Origin of the sequence: Subtercola endophyticus (assembly GCF_021044565.1) — a bacterium.
GTDB classification, from domain to species: domain Bacteria; phylum Actinomycetota; class Actinomycetes; order Actinomycetales; family Microbacteriaceae; genus Subtercola; species Subtercola endophyticus.
Genome location: NZ_CP087997.1, coordinates 1,361,160 through 1,378,409 on the forward strand (window position 1 = coordinate 1,361,160; position 17,250 = coordinate 1,378,409).

A 17,250-nucleotide genomic window follows, 5' to 3' on the forward strand; every position below is an offset into this window, starting at 1 on the left:
AGTCGACCGCTCAAGAATTCTTTGCTGCGCGCGTCGTCGCCGGGCGCCTCGTTGCCGTAAACCACCGTTTAGTTCGACCTCTGCTTGCTTGCTGTGCCGTGCCATCGCCCGTTTGGGGATTGTTCAAGGATAGGCCGTCGGGCCTGCGGAGGGGATGAGAGGTCGTGCTCACCCGCGGCGGTCGTGATCACCAGGTCGTCAGGCAGTGCCGGTAGGCTGGCATCCCGTGACCGAACTGTACCCCGCCGCCGTTCTCTGGGATCTCGATGGCACGCTCGTCGACACCGAGCCCTACTGGATGAACGCCCAGACCGCCCTCATCGAATCGTACGGCGGAAGCTGGTCGCATGAAGAGGCGATGGATCTGGTCGGATCCGGCCTCTGGCGCACCGCCCAGACCATGCAACGCCATGGTGTCACGCTCAGCGAAGACGACATCGTCTCCCTGCTGAGCGAGCAGGTGATGCAGCAGATCAGCGTGAGTGTGCCCTGGCGACCCGGCGCGAAAGAGCTTCTGCTGGCTATTCGGCAGTCGGGCATCCCGACCGCACTCGTAACGATGTCGATCGGCCGCATGGCCGCGCACGTGGTGTCGTTCATTCCGTTCGACGCCTTCGATGTCGTGGTGTCGGGTGACCGTGTCACGAACGCGAAGCCGCACCCCGAGGCGTACCTGCTGGCCGCGGCAGAACTCGGGGTCGACGCCGCCGACTGCATCGCCCTCGAAGACTCGATCGCCGGTGTCGCCTCGGCGGCCGCCGCCGGAGTGCTCACCGTCGGAGTGCCGCACTTGCTCTCGCTCGACGAGAGCCCGGCCGACGTGCTGTGGCCGACACTAGCGGGCCGCGGGGTCGACGACCTCGCGCAGCTGGCGACCGCGCGAGCCACACGCCGAGCAGGAGCCGCCTCATGAACAGCACCTTCAGCGGGCCGTTCCGCGCCGGCGACCGGGTTCAGCTCACCGGGCCGAAAGGCAAGCTCAACAGCATCAGCCTCGAGCCCGGCAGCACCTTTCACACCCACCACGGCTTCATCGCGCACGACGACCTGATCGGGCAGCCCGACGGCACCGTCGTCGCGAACTCCGTCGGCGTCGAATACCTCGCACTGCGACCGCTGCTCACCGACTTCGTCATGGCCATGCCGCGTGGCGCGGCCATCATCTATCCCAAAGACGCGGCGCAGATTCTGGCGCAGGCCGACGTCTTTCCCGGCGCAACGGTCGTCGAGGCCGGCGTCGGCTCCGGCGCTCTCTCGCTCTGGCTGCTGCGCGCGCTGGGGGCGGATGGCCGGCTCTCGTCATTCGAACGGCGCGACGAATTCGCCGTGATCGCCCGAGAGAACGTGGCGGCCTTCCTGGGCTACGACCCGGGCAATTGGAACGTCACGGTCGGCGATCTGGCCGAGGCTCTGCCGAACATCCACCCCGACTCGAGCGTGGATCGTGTGATTCTTGACATGCTCGCGCCCTGGGAGTGCATCGAGGCGGTCGCCGACGCGCTCAAGCCCGGCGGAGTAGTGCTCTGCTACGTGGCGACGGTCACGCAGCTCTCTCGCGTCACCGAAACGATTCGCAGCACTGGCCTGTTCACCAACCCCGACCCGAGCGAGACCATGGTTCGCACCTGGCATGTCGAGGGTCTCGCGGTGCGGCCGGACCACCGGATGATCGGGCACACCGGCTTTCTCGTCACCGCGCGTCGACTCGCCCCCGGTGCCGTTCTGCCCGAGTTGAAGCGTCGCGCCTCGAAGTCGGAATACTCCGACGACGACGTCGAGGCCTGGACCCCGGGAGCCCTGGGCGAACGCGGAATCAGCCCCAAGAGTCTGCGCAAACGGGTTCGGCAAGCGGGAGCGAGCGCCGCCGTCGCACGCGAACGCGAACGGGAGACGAACGAGCTCTCAGAAACCGATCTATTAGAATAGGCCCGCTCGCCTGGTGCTCCGATGTTCTCCGTGCACCCGAATCGCCCGAGCGTAAAACTTTTGTGAAATGAGGATCCGTGCGTAAGTCCGTCGCGCTCATCGTGGCCGCAGGCCTGCTCGTCACCCTGGCCGGGTGCAGTTCGTCGTCTGACGCCGCCTCCGGGTGCACGACCGAAGCGAGCAGCGGCGCTGCCTCGAACCAGATCTCGGCGACGACGAACCCGCAAGACCCGGCCGGAACGTTCGGCAAGGCGCCGACCCTCACGGTCGGTACTCCGCTCGACACCCCGACGACGCAGTCCACGACGCTCATCAAGGGAACGGGCCCGACGCTGCCGACCGGCGGAGTGGTGAGCCTCGACTTCGTGCTCGTCGACTCGACAACGGGCGCCACTATTTCGAAGACGCCGTTCGACGGCAGCTCCTATCTCATCTCGGCCGTCTCGTCTGTCGGTCTGCCGGGTCTCGAGAAGGCGCTCGCCTGCGCCAGAGAAGGTTCGCGTCTGGCCATTGCGATTGCGCCTGCTGACGGCCTCGGCGCCAGCACGACCTCCACCGTCGCCGCGACCGACACCCTCGCGATGATCGTCGACGTGCGAGCCGCCATCCCTGCTCGCGCCGACGGCGCCGTTCAGGTTGCGCAGGCCGGCTTCCCGAGCGTGGCCCTCGGCCCCGACGGCCGCCCCGGCATCACCATCCCCTCCGGAAGCACACCGACCGAGGCCAAGACGGCCGTGCTGAAGAAGGGCGACGGGGCCACCGTCGCCGCCGGAGACGGTGTGTGGGTGCAGTACACGGCCGTTTCGTACACCACGAAGCAGGTCACGGCCTCGACGTGGAAAGACGGCGCGCCCGTACAGGTCACCGCCTCGACGACAGCGTCGACAACCGGCGTCACGGTGCCCGACCTCATCGGCCAGACCGTCGGTTCGCAGTACATCTCCATCGTGCCTCCCGCCAGCGGCAGCACTGACGCCACCGCGTGGGTCGTCGACGTACTGGGCATCACCCCGGTCGTGCAGCAGAGCCAGTAGCACTCGCCGTCGGCGAGGAGCGACGCCCAGAGCGCAATCGGCCACCCCGGGCATCCGTGCGCCGTAGAATTCTGGGGTGGCTAGCGACAACCCTGGGGCAGCGCCCGTTCCCGTCGAAGAACGGTTGTTCAGTCTTGTGCTCGCGCTGCTCGCGAGCGAGGCGGGGCTGACGAAGAACGACATTCTGTCCACCGTGCAGGGCTATCGTCAGAAGTTCGCCTTCGCCGGTGACAACGCGAGCCTCGAGCGGCAGTTCGAGCGCGACAAAGACGACATCCGCGAACTCGGCGTACCCCTCGAGACCATCGAGCCGCTCGACGAGCCGGGCAGCAACCACAACCTGCGCTATCGCATTCCGAAAGGCGCATACGACCTGCCGGCCGATATCTCGTTCTCGTCCGACGAGATCGCGCTACTGAACCTCGCCGCGATGGCCTGGCGCGAGGGATCGCTCTCCCGCGAATCCCGGCACGCCCTGCTCAAGCTGCAATCGTTGGGCATCGACTCCATCGAGCCTGTGCTCGGTTACGCCCCTCGCATCCGCACCCGCGAAGCGGCCTTCGACCCGCTGACGGATGCCCTGAGCCGCCGTGTGCTCGTACGCTTCTCGTACCTCAAACCGGGCGATCTGGTTCCCCGTGAACGCACCGTCGCGCCGCTGTCTGTCGTGCAGCACGAGGGCCGCTGGCACGTGCAGGGAATCGACCAGAACGTGCACGAACCCCGCACCTTTCTGCTCTCCCGAATCGTGGGGCCGGTCACCCGAACCCGCACGAGCTTCGTCAGCGACGACACCCACTCCGCCGAGACGGCACTCGCCCAGCTCGACGAGATCTGGCAGCGCAACCGTGCCGTGGTGCGGGTGCGCCCGAACTCCGATGCCGAGACACGGCTGCTGAAGAAGCGCGGCAGCTCGCGCGACGAGGGCGCCGCCCAATCCGACGAGATCACCCTGCACTTCACCGACCTGCACTTGCTTGCCGACGAACTGGCCGGATTCGGCCCAGAGGTCTTTGTGGTCGCGCCCGGTGACCTTCGTGACGCCGTTCGGCGGCGACTCGAGCTGACCGTCGCGACGCACCAGCCCGAAGGAGTGGAGCATGCCGAAAAGACCTTCTGAACGGGCATCCACCCCGGCCGCCCGCACCTCGTTCGTGCACGCCCAAGACAAGCTCGCCTTTCTGCTGTCGCTGGTGCCGTATCTGCTCGACCGCGAGCGGGTCACGGTGAGCGAAGCTGCAGCGCACTTCGACGTGAGCGAGGAGCAGGTGCGCGAAGCGGTGCGGCTCATTGCCGTTTCAGGTGTTCCGGGTGACACGGCCCATTACCAGCACAGCGACCTTTTCGACATCGCCTGGGATGCGTTCGAAGAGAACGACGAGATTCAGATCACCCACCGCGTGGCGCTCGACGACTCGCCACGGTTCTCGGCGCGCGAGGCCGCCGCCCTCATTGCGGGACTGCAATACCTGCAGGCGCTGCCAGAGACTCTCGACAGCTCGGTGCTCACGTCGTTGATGGCGAAGTTGTCGCGCGGAGCATCCGAGGCCCCCAGCCAAGTCGCCGTTGCCCGCTCGGAGGCGAGCGACAGTCTGCTGACCATCCGCTCGGCCGTTGCGGCGGGCCGGCAGATCGAATTCGACTATGTGAGTTCCAGAGGCGACCGCGAGCACCGTATCGTCGACCCGCTGCGCATCGATTCGAACAACGAGGACTGGTATCTGAGGGGCTGGTGTCACACCCGGCAGGGCATTCGCACCTTTCGGCTCGACCGCATGGCCGAACTCACCCAGACGGATGCCCCGAACACCTACAGCCCCGGCGACCTGCCGTTGCCCGACAGCCTCTTCGACGGCTCGGGCGAGACGCAGGGGGTCGTGCTCGAGGTGCTGCCTGCAGCAGTCGGGCTGCTGGGGGAGTACCTCGGCGAGGGTGAACCGCAGCTCGCCTCCGGCGCGCTCACCCGCGTCACGGTGCGGGTCGCGCACATCCACGGTCTCAAGCGACTCGTCGCAAGCCTGCCCGGCGTCGTGCGCGTCGTCGAACCAGCGGATGCCCGGCAGGCCGTTCACGACTGGGCAGCCTCGGCGCTGGCGGCCTACGACGACGACGACGACGATGCAAGTAGTCTTGCCGAATGACATGGTGGGCGTGGGTGATCATCTGGGTGGGGCTGGTGCTCTGCCTCTTCGGAATGCTCGCCTTTTTCGGCTACCGCTTGTTCAGAAAAGCCACTGTTACTCTCGCTGAACTCGCTAAACTCGGCGACCAGGTTGCGAAAGTTAACGACAACGTAACAGCACTTTCGCCCGAAGCACCACCACCCAACGCTATTCTTATGGGGTACCCAACCGTCTCTCGCCTGCGCGATGCATATCAGCAACAGCGAGAAGACCGCAAGCAAGTTCGCAGGGAAAAAGCCCTTCTTCGGGGTAAACTCCTTGTACGAACCGACTACAGACAAAGGACGTGGCCCCATGCTCGGTAACCTTCAGGGATGGCACCTGATTGTCATTCTCGCAATCGTGCTGCTTCTTTTCGGCGCTCCCAAGCTTCCCGGCCTCGCTCGTAGCGTCGGCCAGTCGATGCGCATCTTCAAGAGCGAAGTCAAGACCATGAAGACCGACGACCCGAAGGCCGACGCCGAGAACGCGTCGACCATCGCCGACCCGGCACCGCTGGCCGCTCCCACGACCGTTCAGGCAACGCCAGCAGCGACCGTTACGGCTCCAGCACCCCAGACCGCCACCGTGCTCAACGGCGTTCCGGTCGACACCACTCAGCCCAAGGCCTAAGGCCGCAAGGTCAGTAGCCGGTGGCAATAGAGCCGAAGACTCGGCCTCCGAAGAAGAGCGCCAAGAGCCGTGACGGCCGCATGTCGCTCGGCGAACATCTGGTCGAGTTTCGTAAACGTATATTCCGGGCGATTCTGGGCATCGCCATCGGGTCGGTGGTCGGCTGGCTGCTCTCCGATCAGATTCTCGTAGCCCTCAGTTCACCCGTGAGCGCCATCGTCGACTCGCAGGGTCGGGTCGCGTCGCTGAACTTCACCGACATCTCCGAAGCGTTCGACTTGCGTCTGCAGATCGCCATCACCGTGGGTGTCGTCATCTCGTCTCCCATCTGGCTGTACCAGATCTGGGCATTCCTGGTTCCCGGGCTGACGAAGAGAGAGAAGCAGTACGGCGTCGGATTCGTACTGACGAGCATCCCGCTGTTTCTGCTGGGCTGCGCCGCGGGCTGGTACGTGCTGCCGCACATGGTGTCGCTGCTCACCGGTTTCGCGCCGGCCGATACCACCGCGATAATCAGCGCACAGACGTACTACTCGTTTGTGCTCAAGCTCGTGATAGCCATCGGCATCGCCTTCGTGATGCCCGTTCTGCTCGTGCTCCTGAACTTCGCGGGCATCATCAGTGGCAAGGCCATCTTGCGGTCGTGGCGCATCGCGATTCTCGTGATCATCTTGTTCACGGCCATCGCCACTCCCGCCGCCGATGTCTTCTCGATGTTCTTGCTGGCGATTCCGATGATCGTGCTGTTCTACTCCGCCGCACTGATCGCCAACGTGCACGATCGCCGCAAAGCCAAGAAACAGGAGAAGTTCGACTCCGAACTGGTCGTTCCGTAATGCGCACGGTCGCCCGCTGATGGCGCCGTCGCAGGCCGCAGACGAGACGCTGTCTCCTGCGGAGCGCTACGCGCTGAGCAAAGTCAAGATCGCCAGCCCCGTCGTCGACGATTTTCGCCAGGGCCTGAAGTTCGACCTCGATCCGTTTCAGATCGAGGCCTGCAGGCTGCTCGAAGCCGGAAGCAGCGTGCTCGTTGCCGCACCGACCGGAGCGGGCAAGACGATCGTGGCAGAGTTCGCGGTCTACATGGCCATGAAGCAGCGCTCGGCGAAGGTCTTCTACACGGCCCCGATCAAGGCGCTCAGCAACCAGAAGTTTCAGGAGTTCGTGGCCGAGTACGGCCCCGACGATGTCGGGCTGCTCACCGGCGACACGAACATCAATCCCACCGCTCGCATCGTGGTCATGACCACCGAGGTGTTGCGCAACATGCTCTACGCCGGGTCTGACCTGCTGACGAATCTGGCATTCGTGGTGATGGATGAGGTGCACTACCTCGCCGACAGGTTTCGCGGCGCGGTATGGGAAGAGGTGATCATCCACCTTCCCGAGTCGGTGCGCATGGTCTCGCTGAGCGCTACCGTCTCGAACGCCGAGGAGTTCGGCGACTGGTTGCAAGCCGTGCGCGGCCACACCGAGGTCATCGTCTCAGAAGACCGCCCCGTTCCGCTCGACCAGCATATGCTCGTGCGCCACAAACTGCTCGACCTGTTCGATGGTACGGGCCAGGCCACAACCAGTCGCGTCAACCCCGAGTTGATGCGCATCGCCCGCTCGGCGGGAGCACCGGTCTCACGCAATCGAAACGACAACCGCGGCCGCAACGGCAAATCCCGCTACCGTCCGCAGGTCAGCGAGAGCGCCCGAATGGATCGCGCCGAGATCACCGATCTGCTCGACGAACACAACCTGCTGCCCGCGATCTTCTTCATCTTCAGCCGCAACGGCTGCGACCAAGCGGTGAAGCAGGTGCTGCGTGCCGGCGTTCGGCTGACCACAGCAGAAGAGCGCGACGAGATCCGCTACATCGTGGATGAACGGTGCCGCACCCTGCTCGATGAAGACCTTGCCGTGCTGGGCTACTGGGAGTGGCTCGAGGGCCTGGAACGCGGCGTCGCAGCCCACCACGCGGGGCTGCTGCCGGCGTTCAAAGAGGTCGTCGAGGAGCTCTTTCAGAAGAAGCTCGTGCGCGTCGTCTTCGCCACCGAGACGCTCGCGCTCGGCATCAACATGCCGGCGCGCACAGTCGTGCTCGAGAGTCTGGAGAAGTACAACGGCGAGGGCCGCGTTCCCATCACTCCGGGGGAGTACACCCAGCTCACGGGGCGGGCCGGGCGACGCGGTATCGACGTCGAAGGTCATTCGGTCATCCAGTGGCGAGACGGGGTCGACCCGCAGGCGGTCGCCTCGCTGGCTTCGCGTCGAACGTATCCGCTGAACTCGAGCTTCAAACCGACCTACAACATGGCGGTGAACCTCATCGACCGCTTCGGCCGTGTGCGCACGCGGGAGTCGCTCGAACTGTCGTTCGCGCAGTTTCAGGCCGACCGTGCCGTCGTCGACCTCGCCCGAAAGGTGCGTCAGCAAGAAGAGACGCTCGAGGGCTACAAGAAGGCCATGACGTGCCACCTCGGGGACTTCGCCGAGTATGCCGCACTTCGCCGCGAGCTGAGCGATGTCGAGCGTTCGGGCGCCGGTCGCGCCGACATGCAGACCCGTGCCGAGCGCGACAGCCGGCAGAAGAAGGTCACCGAGCTGCGCCGCCGCATGAAGGCTCACCCCGTGTCGAATTGCCCCGATCGTGAGCAGCACGCCCGCTGGGCCGAGCGGTGGTACCGGCTGAAGCGCGAAACTGACCATCTGAACGCGCAGATCAACACACGAACCGGTGCTATTGCGAAGGTATTCGACCGCATCACCGAGGTGCTGCTGCAGCTCGAATACCTGCAGGCCGACTCTGCGGGCGAACTCACTCTGACCGACACGGGCAAGAACCTGAAACGCATCTACGGCGAGCGTGACCTTCTGGTGGCGGAGTGCATCCGCCGCGGAGTGTGGGCGAATCTCGACCCGGCCGGGCTGGCGGCTATGGCGTGCTCACTGGTTTACGAGCCGCGACGGGACGAGAGCGAGATTCCCGAACGATTTCTGCCGCGCGGGCCCTTTCGCGGCGCGCTCGAGAAGACGAACGAACTCTGGCACGACCTGCAAGAGCTCGAGACGCGACACCGCTTGCCAGGGTCGTCGCCGATCTCGGTGGGCCTCGCCAAACCGATGAACGAGTGGGCCCGCGGTGCGAGCCTCGACACCGTTCTGTTCGACGCCGATCTGGCCGCCGGCGACTTTGTGCGCTGGACCAAACAGACCATCGACCTGCTCGACCAGCTGCAGAACCTGCCCGATGTGAAGGTGGCCACAACGGCCCGGCTCGCACTCGACCTCGTGAAACGCGGCATCGTCGCGTACTCGTCTGTCGCGTGAGTCGCGTGAGTCGAATAATCGCATGAGACATTCAGCCAGACCTACTAGAAACTGATTATGACCACCACCGAACGCGCCGCTACAGGGGCACCTTCCGGGCCAGGTGCGGCGCCCACCGACAGAGCCCTTCCGCGCTCCGTCACACGGCGGCTGTCACACCTTTCGTTGCGCACACGGCTGGTGGATGCCCGGCCGGCCGTCACCCGACCCCTGCTGCCGCTCTGGCTGGCCTGCCTCACCGCTATCGGCGGCGGAATCGCGCTCACCAACGGTTTTCCGGGCACCGACATCTGGCCGCTCACGCTGCTCGGCGTCGCCCTGACGCTGCTGAGTCTCATCGGGCGTTCTTGGCGGGGCGCACTGCTCGTGGGGCTGATCGGCGGCTTCGCGTTCTGGGGTTCGCTGATCAACTGGCTCACGCTCTACCTCGGCCCGGTGCCGTGGCTCGGGCTCGCGATTCTCGAGGCGATCTTCTTCGCTGTCGGCGCGGTCGCCATCGCCCTCGTCTACCGCTACGCGAACGCGGTCTGGACGACTCGCCTCGGCCGACTGGGCGTTCTTCCCGTCATCGTCGCCGGGCTCTGGACGGCTCGGGAGGCGATCACCGCCGTCGCACCCGAGGGCGGGTTCTCGTGGGGCCGGGTCGCGTTCTCGCAGTCGACGAGTCCGTTCGCCTCCCTGGTCGCCTATCTCGGCATCTCCGGGCTGAGCTTCGTGCTCGTGTGGCTCGTCGCGTTCGTCATTCAGCTGGCCCGTGAGGGGCAGGCGAGTGTGGTCGGCCGTGTCACGCTGGCGGTCGCCGCAGCCGCGGCTCTGCTCGTAATTCCGGCCTGGGCCGCGCCGACGCAGGGAACCACGCGTATTGCGGCAGTACAGGGCAACACCAAGTCGGGACTGCTCGACCGGGTCGAGGCCGGCGACAACCTGAACGCACACATCACCGAGACGCTCGCGCTCGAAGGCCAGAATGTCGACATGGTGGTCTGGCCCGAGAACGCCTCTGACATCGACCCCGAAACAGACGCCATCGCGGCTCAAGACCTCGACTTCGTCAGCAGCATCATGAAGGCTCCGCTCGTGGTCGGCACGATCGCCGAACGCGATGGCAAGTACTACAACACCTCACTGCTGTGGGAGAACGGCCAGGTCGCGGACTACTACGACAAGAGGCATCCGGTGCCGTTCGCGGAGTACATGCCGGCTCGTTCGTTCTTTCACGCACTGGCACCAGCCCTGGTCGACATGGTGACCCGCGACTACCAGATCGGCACCACCGACACGGTGATGAACGTGAACGGCGTGACGGCCGGAATCTCGATCTGCTTCGATATCACCGACGACCAGGCCGTTCAGTCGATGGTGAGCGACGGCGCACAGGTCATTCTAGCGCAGACCAACAATGCCGACTTCGGGCAGACCGACGAGAACTTGCAGCAGCTGGCCATCGCCCGGCTGCGGGCCATCGAGACGGGCCGTAGCGTCGTGAACATCTCGACGGTCGGCCACAGCGCCATCATCGGGCCCGACGGCAAGACGATCGACGCCATCGCGCCGTACACTCCTGGCTCGATGGTCGACAACGTTCCGCTGTCGACTACGACGACTCCCGCCACGCTTTTCGGCAAGGGCATCGAGCTGCTCGTGTCGGGCCTCGGTATCGCAGGACTGGTCTTCGCGCTCATCGCTGCCGCGGGCATTCGCCGCCGAAACCGCATTCGCGCCTAAAGACGTGCGCGCCCCGTCAACTGCAAGGCTGAGGGGCGCGAAAGTCTGCGGGTTTGCTAGGCGATATCGGTCGAAAGCGGCGGCGTGTACGCCGCTTTCGACGTTGGCAGCGGCCAATTCATTCGCGCCACAACCATTCGCACTGTGCGCCGCAGAAGCGGCGGCGCACAAATTTATTCAGGCGCCGATCTTTTGCTGGCCACGGCGGGCACGCAGGTAATCGAGGCGTTCTTGCAAGAGCTCTTCGAGCTCGGCACGGGTACGACGCTCGAGGAGCATGTCCCAGTGACTACGAGGCACTTTGGCCTCGGCACGGTCGAGAACAACAGGTTCTGAGCCGATCATCAAGATGGCCTCATTGCTGCAGAACTTGCATTCCCAGGTTTCGGGTGCTTCGGCCTCGGCCGAGAACACCATCTCTGTCTCTTTGCCGCACGTGCTGCAAAGATATGTGTGTGTCATGCGCGGAGAGAAAACGACTCCCTCTTCACTCTGAAGGCTTTGGCCTCCGAGTCTCATTCCGCGCAAGCTGCGATCTGCCATTGTGTGGTCTCCTCCCGCTTCGCTTACCTCTGTATAAACCCCTCAGCTGAGAGGATCATTCGTTTGCTCGGCTATTCCCAGAACACTCCCAGAGTGATATACGGGCTGACGTAGGAACGCCGCGGAGTGACAGGTACAGCCTTCTACTGCGATCGATGTGCTACAAGGTCTAGCGCAATGTCGATGCGATCGGTGACAATGCCGTCGACGCCGAGATCGAGCAGTCGAGTCATCTCTTCGGGCGCGTTGATGGTCCAGATGTGCACCTCGACACCGGCCGCGTGGATGCTGCGCAGCACTCGTGGCGTAACGATCGTCATTCCGGCTGCTCGCACCGGCACCTGCACGGCATCGATGCTCCGAAGCGCGAGGCGCACCACCGGAGTGAGCCCGATCTTCGCGGCGAGCAACGCGACCAGGAACGATCCGGCGGAGGCCGACGTTGCGACACCGGGCAGGAGCTTGAGCGCACTGCGGCGTCGCTTGCCAGAGAACGAGGTGACCAGAACCCGGTCTGTCGCGCTAGCGGCGCTAATGGCCGCAGCCGCCGGCGCAGCGGCCGCAGAGGACTTGATATCGATGTTGATTCGGGTGTCGGGCAGGGCCGCGAGAACGTCGACGAGGGTGGCGAAACCCGATCCGTCGCCGAGATCAAGACCGGCGAGACCGGCCGCGCTCAGCCCGGCAATGGTGTCGTCGCGACCCAGCAGGCGAGAGAGGTTCTCGTCGTGGGCGACGATCGCCTCGCCGTCGAGGGAGGCGTGAACATCTAACTCGACGTACGTGGCTCCGGCTTCTACGGCTGCACGGAAGGCGGCGATCGTGTTCTCCGCCTGGTCGGTCGCCAGCCCACGGTGTGCAAGCAGACGGGGGAGCGGGGGAGCGAAGTACGCGCTACGCTCGCGCCCGACAGCCTGCCCGCCCCCGCTGATTGCGCTCACTCGACCGGAGTCTCTCCGACCAGCGGAATCTCAGACAGAGGCGTGTCGAGAATCGACGGGGGAACCGGCTTCGTCGCAGCAGCCTTCGCAGCGGCAGACTCGGTCTCGGCGGTTTGTTTCGCCGCCGCAGCTGCTGCCAGCGCCTCCGCAGCTGCCTGCGGATCGAACGAACCGTAGCCCGGCAAGTCGGGCGACTTGGCGCCGAACCCCTTCGCGATGCCCTGCAGGGCGTTCGTGAACTCGCTCGGAATGAACCACAGCTTGTTCGCGGTACCTTCTGCAAGCTTCGGCAGGGTCTGCAGGTACTGATAGGCCAGCAGCTTCGGATCGGGGTCGCCGCGATGGATCGCGTCGAACACGGTCGAGATGGCCTCGGCCTCACCTTGCGCACGCAGCACGGCGGCCTTGGCGTCACCTTCTGCCGAGAGGATCTCGGCCTGCCGACGACCTTCCGCCTGCAGAATGGCCGACTGCTTCGTGCCTTCGGCGGTGAGGATGACCGCACGGCGCTCCCGCTCGGCGCGCATCTGCTTCTCCATCGAGTCTTGAATCGACACGGGCGGGTCGATGGCCTTCAGCTCGACACGGCCGACGCGGATGCCCCACTTTCCGGTCGCTTCGTCGAGCACTGCGCGCAGCTGGGCGTTGATCTCGTCGCGCGACGTGAGTGCTTGCTCGAGGTTCAGCCCGCCCACCACGTTGCGCAGGGTGGTCGTTGCGAGCTGTTCGACAGCACCCAGATAGTTCGCGATCTCATAGGTCGCCGCCCGGGCATCCGTCACCTGAAAGAACACCACGGTGTCGATCGACACCACCAGGTTGTCTTCAGTGATCACCGGCTGTGGCGGGAACGAGACGACCTGCTCGCGCAGGTCGATCAGCGGGCGCAGCCGATCGATGAACGGCACGAGCAGATTCAGACCCGGCATGAGGGTCTTGTGGTACTTTCCCAGCCGTTCGACCACGCCGGCCTGCGCCTGCGGAATGATGCGAATCGCCTTCGCCAGCGTGACGATGACGAAGATGACGATAATGAGCACCACGATGAGTGCCACGATTTGCCCGACCACGGTTGCGGTCATAGTTCAGGCCCTTCTGCTTCTTGTGGAAGCGCCGGTTCGGGCTCGACCAGGGCGGTCGCGCCGTCGATTGCTTTGACGAAGACGGTCTCACCGGGGTTCAGCAGCTGATCGGTGGCCGAGGGAAAGACCCGTGCCGTCCAGGTGTCGCCGTTGCTCAGGCGCACCGTGCCACTGGTTGTAGTCACAGAGGCGAGCACACGACCCTCGAGACCAAGAAGGGCCTCGACGTTGCTCTTGGCCGGATCGCCGCCACGGCGCAGGCGTCGCAAGAGAGGAGGCCGAAGCGTGAAGATGAGCAGCAGCGCGATGACACCGGCGATGGGAATCTGCAGCAAGAAGGGCGCGCCGACGAAATGTGCGATCAGACCGCCGACGCTGCCGACGGCGAGCATCAAGAAGATGAGGTCGAGCGTGAGAGTCTCGACAACGAGAAAAACCAGAATCAGCGCGAGCCAGATGACCCATGCATAGGAAGCCAGAAAGTCAGCCATTCGGTGCTCCTTCGCCAGTGGTTCTTCAAACGAAACTATCAGTTTGCTGCGCCGCTGAAGCAAAGTCACAGCGTGTCGGTAGCAATCTTCTGAGCATATCTCATTCTGATTCGCCGTGATTCGACACCGTGGGGGAGTGACCCCGCCATCGAGCGAAGCCGGTAGTCTCGATGCGGTACCTCTGCGCCTCGGCGCACCACAGATCTGAAGGAGCACGACGTGTCTAACCCTCTCGCCCCCGGTTCGCTTGCCGGAAAGCGGGTGCTCGTCACCGGCTCCTCGCGCGGTGTCGGTGCAGACACCGTCTCGTACTTCGCCGAGGCCGGCGCGAGCGTCGTCATCAACTTCCGCAACAAAGAGGCCCGCGCCATAAAGCTCGCCGACAAGCTCCGCGACGCCGGAGCAACCGCAATCACCGTGGGTGCCGACCTGACCGACGCGGGCTCGGTCGCGAAGCTGTTCGAGACGATTCGCGAGCAGCTGGGCGGCCTCGACATCTTGGTGCTCAATGCATCGGGCGGCATGGAGAGCGGCATGGCCGCCGACTATGCCCTCACACTGAACCGCGACGCGCAAGTCGACCTGCTCACCGCCGCGCTGCCGCTGCTGCAGCCCGGTTCGCGCGTCGTCTTCGTCACGAGTCACCAGGCCCACTTCATCCGCACCACGGAGACGATGCCCGAATACGAGCCCGTCGCCCTCAGCAAGCGCGCCGGCGAAGACGCGCTGCGCGCCATGGTTCCGCAGCTCGACGAGGCAGGGGTTTCGTTCGTCGTCGTCTCCGGTGACATGATCGAGGGCACGATCACCGCGACGTTGCTCGAACGGGCGAACCCCGGTGCGATCAGCGCGCGTAAGGAGTCGGCCGGCCGACTCTACAACGTGGCCGAGTTCGCCGCAGAAGTCGCCGCCGCAGCGGTCGATGCGATTCCCGATGACCACACGAGGTATGTCGGCGACATCAGCGACTTCGCCAAGGCGTAGAGTCCGTGCCTGAGACCCAGCCGCCCGCGCCCGAGGGAAGCGGGTACGACTTCATCAAATCGCGCGTGCTTCTGTTCGACGAGAACGACCGGGTGCTGCTGTTCTTCACGAAGGCGCAGGTCGAGACGAACCCGACACGCTGGGTGACGCCAGGCGGCCACGTCGAGCTGGGCGAGAGTCACGTCGAAGGTGCCGCGCGTGAACTTTTCGAAGAGACGGGGCTCACGGTGGCTCCGGATGCGCTCGGCGCTGCGGTGTGGTCACGTGAATTCAGCGACGAGCGCGAGCCCGGCCTGTTCAAGACGAACTACGAAGAGTGGTTCGTGTACCGCACGGTGCAGTTCGATCCATCGAGCGCCGGGTGGACGGAGTCGGAGCTCGTCGACATGGTGGCGCACAAGTGGTGGAGCGTGGACGAGCTCGAACACACCGAAGAAGTGATCGAGCCCGTCGAGTTGGCCACGGTCATCCGGAGCCAGCTCGGCACGAAACCCTAAGCGGCGACCTTCGCCTTCGGGGGAGTGCGCAGGGTGATCGCCGTGATGGCCTGAACGACACCGAGCACGATGAGTGCCCAGGCGGCGAACACGGTCAGAATGGCGAGAGTCCAGAGCGGCACGAAGATGCAGATGATGCCGGCGATGATAGCCAGAATGCCGAAGACGATGGGGAACCACTTGGTCTTGGCGCTCGACACCTGGGTCAGGGCGATGATGCCCTCGGTGATCCACGAGATGCCGATGAGCAGGGCGAGCAGCACGAGCGTCGCGCCGGGGTTCTTCAGAGCGAAGACGCCCGCGATGAGCAGCAGCACACCCAACACGATGCTGAGCACACGCCAGCCCGTCGAAAGGTCGCGGTCGATGATGCCCACGACCACTCGCACCAGGCCGATGATGAAGAAGTAGAGGCCGAAGAAGAAGGCCACGACTTCAAGGGTCGAGCCGGGCCAGACCAGAATGACGATGCCGATGACGACCGACAGAACGGCGCCGATCCACAGGGCGATCTTGAACCATTTCACGGTTGATGCAGTGACGTCTACGACGTCGAACGTGTAGGTCGGTGTTGTGTTGCTAGACACGGGGTCCCCTCAATGTTGGTGTATTCGACCAACATAGCGCGGCCTCTGTGCGCTGCGCAGCAGGCAGGCCGGATGCCCGTCAGAGCTCCTGGCGCGAGATGAAGTCGTCCATGCCCGGCACCGTGAACGCGACCACGCCGCGTTGAGGAGTGAAGATGAGCCCGCTGCGGATGAGGTCTCGGCGATTCACGGAGATATCAGTGGTGGAACGCTTGCCCAGCCGCACCACGAGGTCGGACATCGCCGACGGATCGCCGGCGTCGAGGGCCATGGCCGCCATGAACGCTTGCTGGGTGGGGGAGGAGCGCTCCCAGCGGGACTGGTAGAGACCCCGATCGATCTCTGCGCGGGCGGCCTCCACACCGATTTCCACATCGTCGAGAGTGATGAGGTTGGTCGCACGGGCGGCCCAGATGTAGCTGCCGTAGGCCTGGATGAAGTAGGGATACCCACCCGTGGCGTCGACGGCTTCGCCGAGCGCATCCTCGCTCCATTCTGCGCCGCCCGACTGCACGGGCACCGCCAAGGCATCGGTCGTCGCAGCCACGTCGAGCAAGCCGATGCGGCGGTAGTCGTAGAGTCGCTCGGCGTAGCTGGTGGCATCCGCGAGCACGGCGGGAAGCGACGGCAGTCCTGCGCCGACGAACACGACCGGAACCGGCGAGATCTCCTGGCCGAGCTTGTGCAGGGCCCTGTTCAGAGAGGCGAGATCGTTCGCCGAGGCTTCTTGCAATTCATCCACCGCCAGCAGCAGAACGGTGTTCACTTCGCGCGCCGCGAGCCCGATCTGTTCGAGCAGTTCGCGCAGATCGACGGCCAGATCGCCGCTGTCGGCCACTCCGAGAGACGGCTCGATGGTCACTCCGAACGCGTATGAGCCGGTGGGGTCGACACGCAATTGAAAGGAGCGAAAAGCACGGGCCGCAGCATGCCACGTGCGTCTCGCCTTGTCAGATGCGGACATCACGCGGCGCAGGGCGAGGTGGAGTTCTTTGGTGAGCGATTGAGCCAGGGGAGTGTCGCCGGATGCCTCGACCTTGATGAACATGAGCTTCAGGTCAGCGGCCTCCTTGCCGAACTGGTTGAGGAGCACCGTCTTTCCGACACCGCGGAGACCCGTGAGAATCCAGGGGCGGTCACCCTCGCCCGTTTCGCGGGCCTGGTAGAGCAGGCGGCGATACTCGGCAACGAGATCGGCGCGACCGGCGAGCTCGGGTGGGATGCGGCCGGCGCCGGGCTTGAAGGGGTTGAGCTGGTAGTCCATGACTATCACTCTATGCTTCTTTATTATACTATTCTATATAAGGGCACATAAACCGCTAGCAAA

General features: G+C 64.7%; 17 protein-coding genes. 11 read left to right on the forward strand and 6 right to left on the reverse strand.

What is annotated here, in order from left to right; translation table 11 throughout:
• Window positions 1-226 precede the first annotated feature (226 nt).
• The 9 genes from LQ955_RS06440 (at window position 227) to lnt (ending at window position 10,798) form a co-directional block, all read left to right on the forward strand.
• Window positions 227-913 carry an HAD family hydrolase gene (locus tag LQ955_RS06440; RefSeq protein ID WP_255713709.1) on the forward strand — a complete coding sequence of 229 codons (687 nt, stop codon included), beginning with the start codon at window positions 227-229 and terminating at the stop codon, window positions 911-913.
• Entirely contained in the window at window positions 910-1,926 is a 1,017-nt protein-coding gene (locus LQ955_RS06445) for a tRNA (adenine-N1)-methyltransferase (RefSeq protein ID WP_231027351.1), read from the forward strand. The genes LQ955_RS06440 and LQ955_RS06445 overlap by 4 nt, the downstream gene beginning before the upstream one ends.
• 77 nt (window positions 1,927-2,003) lie before the next feature.
• On the forward strand, window positions 2,004-2,960 hold the full coding sequence (locus tag LQ955_RS06450) for an FKBP-type peptidyl-prolyl cis-trans isomerase (RefSeq protein WP_231027352.1): 957 nt from the start codon (window positions 2,004-2,006) through the stop codon (window positions 2,958-2,960).
• 76 nt (window positions 2,961-3,036) lie between these two features.
• Window positions 3,037-4,080, forward strand: a complete 1,044-nt coding sequence (locus tag LQ955_RS06455; protein WP_231027353.1) for a helix-turn-helix transcriptional regulator — start codon at window positions 3,037-3,039, stop codon at window positions 4,078-4,080.
• Window positions 4,061-5,101: a helix-turn-helix transcriptional regulator gene (locus tag LQ955_RS06460; RefSeq protein ID WP_231027354.1), complete on the forward strand. Its 1,041-nt coding sequence runs from the start codon at window positions 4,061-4,063 to the stop codon at window positions 5,099-5,101. The genes LQ955_RS06455 and LQ955_RS06460 overlap by 20 nt, the downstream gene beginning before the upstream one ends.
• Before the next feature lie 336 nt (window positions 5,102-5,437).
• A complete protein-coding gene (gene tatA, locus LQ955_RS06465) occupies window positions 5,438-5,755 on the forward strand; it encodes a Sec-independent protein translocase subunit TatA (protein WP_231027355.1) in 318 nt (105 codons plus the stop codon).
• A gap of 20 nt (window positions 5,756-5,775) precedes the next feature.
• Window positions 5,776-6,591 carry a twin-arginine translocase subunit TatC gene (gene tatC / locus LQ955_RS06470; RefSeq protein WP_231027356.1) on the forward strand — a complete coding sequence of 272 codons (816 nt, stop codon included), beginning with the start codon at window positions 5,776-5,778 and terminating at the stop codon, window positions 6,589-6,591.
• Between the two features lie 19 nt (window positions 6,592-6,610).
• A complete protein-coding gene (locus tag LQ955_RS06475; protein WP_231027357.1) occupies window positions 6,611-9,073 on the forward strand; it encodes a DEAD/DEAH box helicase in 2,463 nt (820 codons plus the stop codon).
• Between the two features lie 57 nt (window positions 9,074-9,130).
• Window positions 9,131-10,798 (forward strand): apolipoprotein N-acyltransferase, encoded by a 1,668-nt coding sequence (gene lnt, locus LQ955_RS06480; RefSeq protein ID WP_231027358.1) that lies wholly within the window; start codon window positions 9,131-9,133, stop codon window positions 10,796-10,798.
• 177 nt (window positions 10,799-10,975) lie between these two features.
• On the opposite strand, the gene LQ955_RS06485 is transcribed toward lnt, so the two are convergent.
• The 4 genes from LQ955_RS06485 to LQ955_RS06500 all read right to left on the reverse strand — a co-directional run bounded on the left by LQ955_RS06485 (window position 10,976) and on the right by LQ955_RS06500 (window position 13,855).
• A complete protein-coding gene (locus LQ955_RS06485; protein ID WP_231027359.1) occupies window positions 10,976-11,341 on the reverse strand; it encodes an RNA polymerase-binding protein RbpA in 366 nt (121 codons plus the stop codon).
• A gap of 143 nt (window positions 11,342-11,484) precedes the next feature.
• Window positions 11,485-12,282, reverse strand: a complete 798-nt coding sequence (locus tag LQ955_RS06490) for a glycerophosphodiester phosphodiesterase family protein (protein WP_231027360.1) — start codon at window positions 12,280-12,282, stop codon at window positions 11,485-11,487.
• Window positions 12,279-13,364, reverse strand: coding sequence for an SPFH domain-containing protein (locus LQ955_RS06495; RefSeq protein WP_231027361.1), 1,086 nt, complete (start codon window positions 13,362-13,364; stop codon window positions 12,279-12,281). The genes LQ955_RS06490 and LQ955_RS06495 overlap by 4 nt, the downstream gene beginning before the upstream one ends.
• Complete coding sequence (locus LQ955_RS06500; RefSeq protein WP_231027362.1) at window positions 13,361-13,855, reverse strand: NfeD family protein; 495 nt, start codon at window positions 13,853-13,855, stop codon at window positions 13,361-13,363. Before LQ955_RS06500 ends, LQ955_RS06495 begins: the two co-directional genes overlap by 4 nt.
• 219 nt (window positions 13,856-14,074) lie before the next feature.
• Here LQ955_RS06500 and LQ955_RS06505 point away from each other — a divergent pair, with 219 nt between their 5' ends.
• Both LQ955_RS06505 and LQ955_RS06510 read left to right on the forward strand, forming a co-directional pair.
• Window positions 14,075-14,839, forward strand: a complete 765-nt coding sequence (locus LQ955_RS06505; protein WP_231027363.1) for an SDR family oxidoreductase — start codon at window positions 14,075-14,077, stop codon at window positions 14,837-14,839.
• A 5-nt stretch (window positions 14,840-14,844) separates the two neighbouring features.
• A complete protein-coding gene (locus LQ955_RS06510) occupies window positions 14,845-15,336 on the forward strand; it encodes an NUDIX hydrolase (RefSeq protein ID WP_231027364.1) in 492 nt (163 codons plus the stop codon).
• Here LQ955_RS06510 and LQ955_RS06515 read toward each other — a convergent pair.
• Both LQ955_RS06515 and LQ955_RS06520 read right to left on the reverse strand, forming a co-directional pair.
• Entirely contained in the window at window positions 15,333-15,923 is a 591-nt protein-coding gene (locus tag LQ955_RS06515; RefSeq protein ID WP_231027365.1) for an HdeD family acid-resistance protein, read from the reverse strand. The two genes, LQ955_RS06510 and LQ955_RS06515, sit on opposite strands and share 4 nt — an antisense overlap.
• Before the next feature lie 79 nt (window positions 15,924-16,002).
• The gene (locus LQ955_RS06520) at window positions 16,003-17,187 is read right to left on the reverse strand and encodes an ATP-binding protein (protein WP_231027366.1); all 1,185 of its coding nucleotides are present in this window, start codon (window positions 17,185-17,187) and stop codon (window positions 16,003-16,005) included.
• Between the last annotated feature and the right edge of the window lie 63 nt (window positions 17,188-17,250).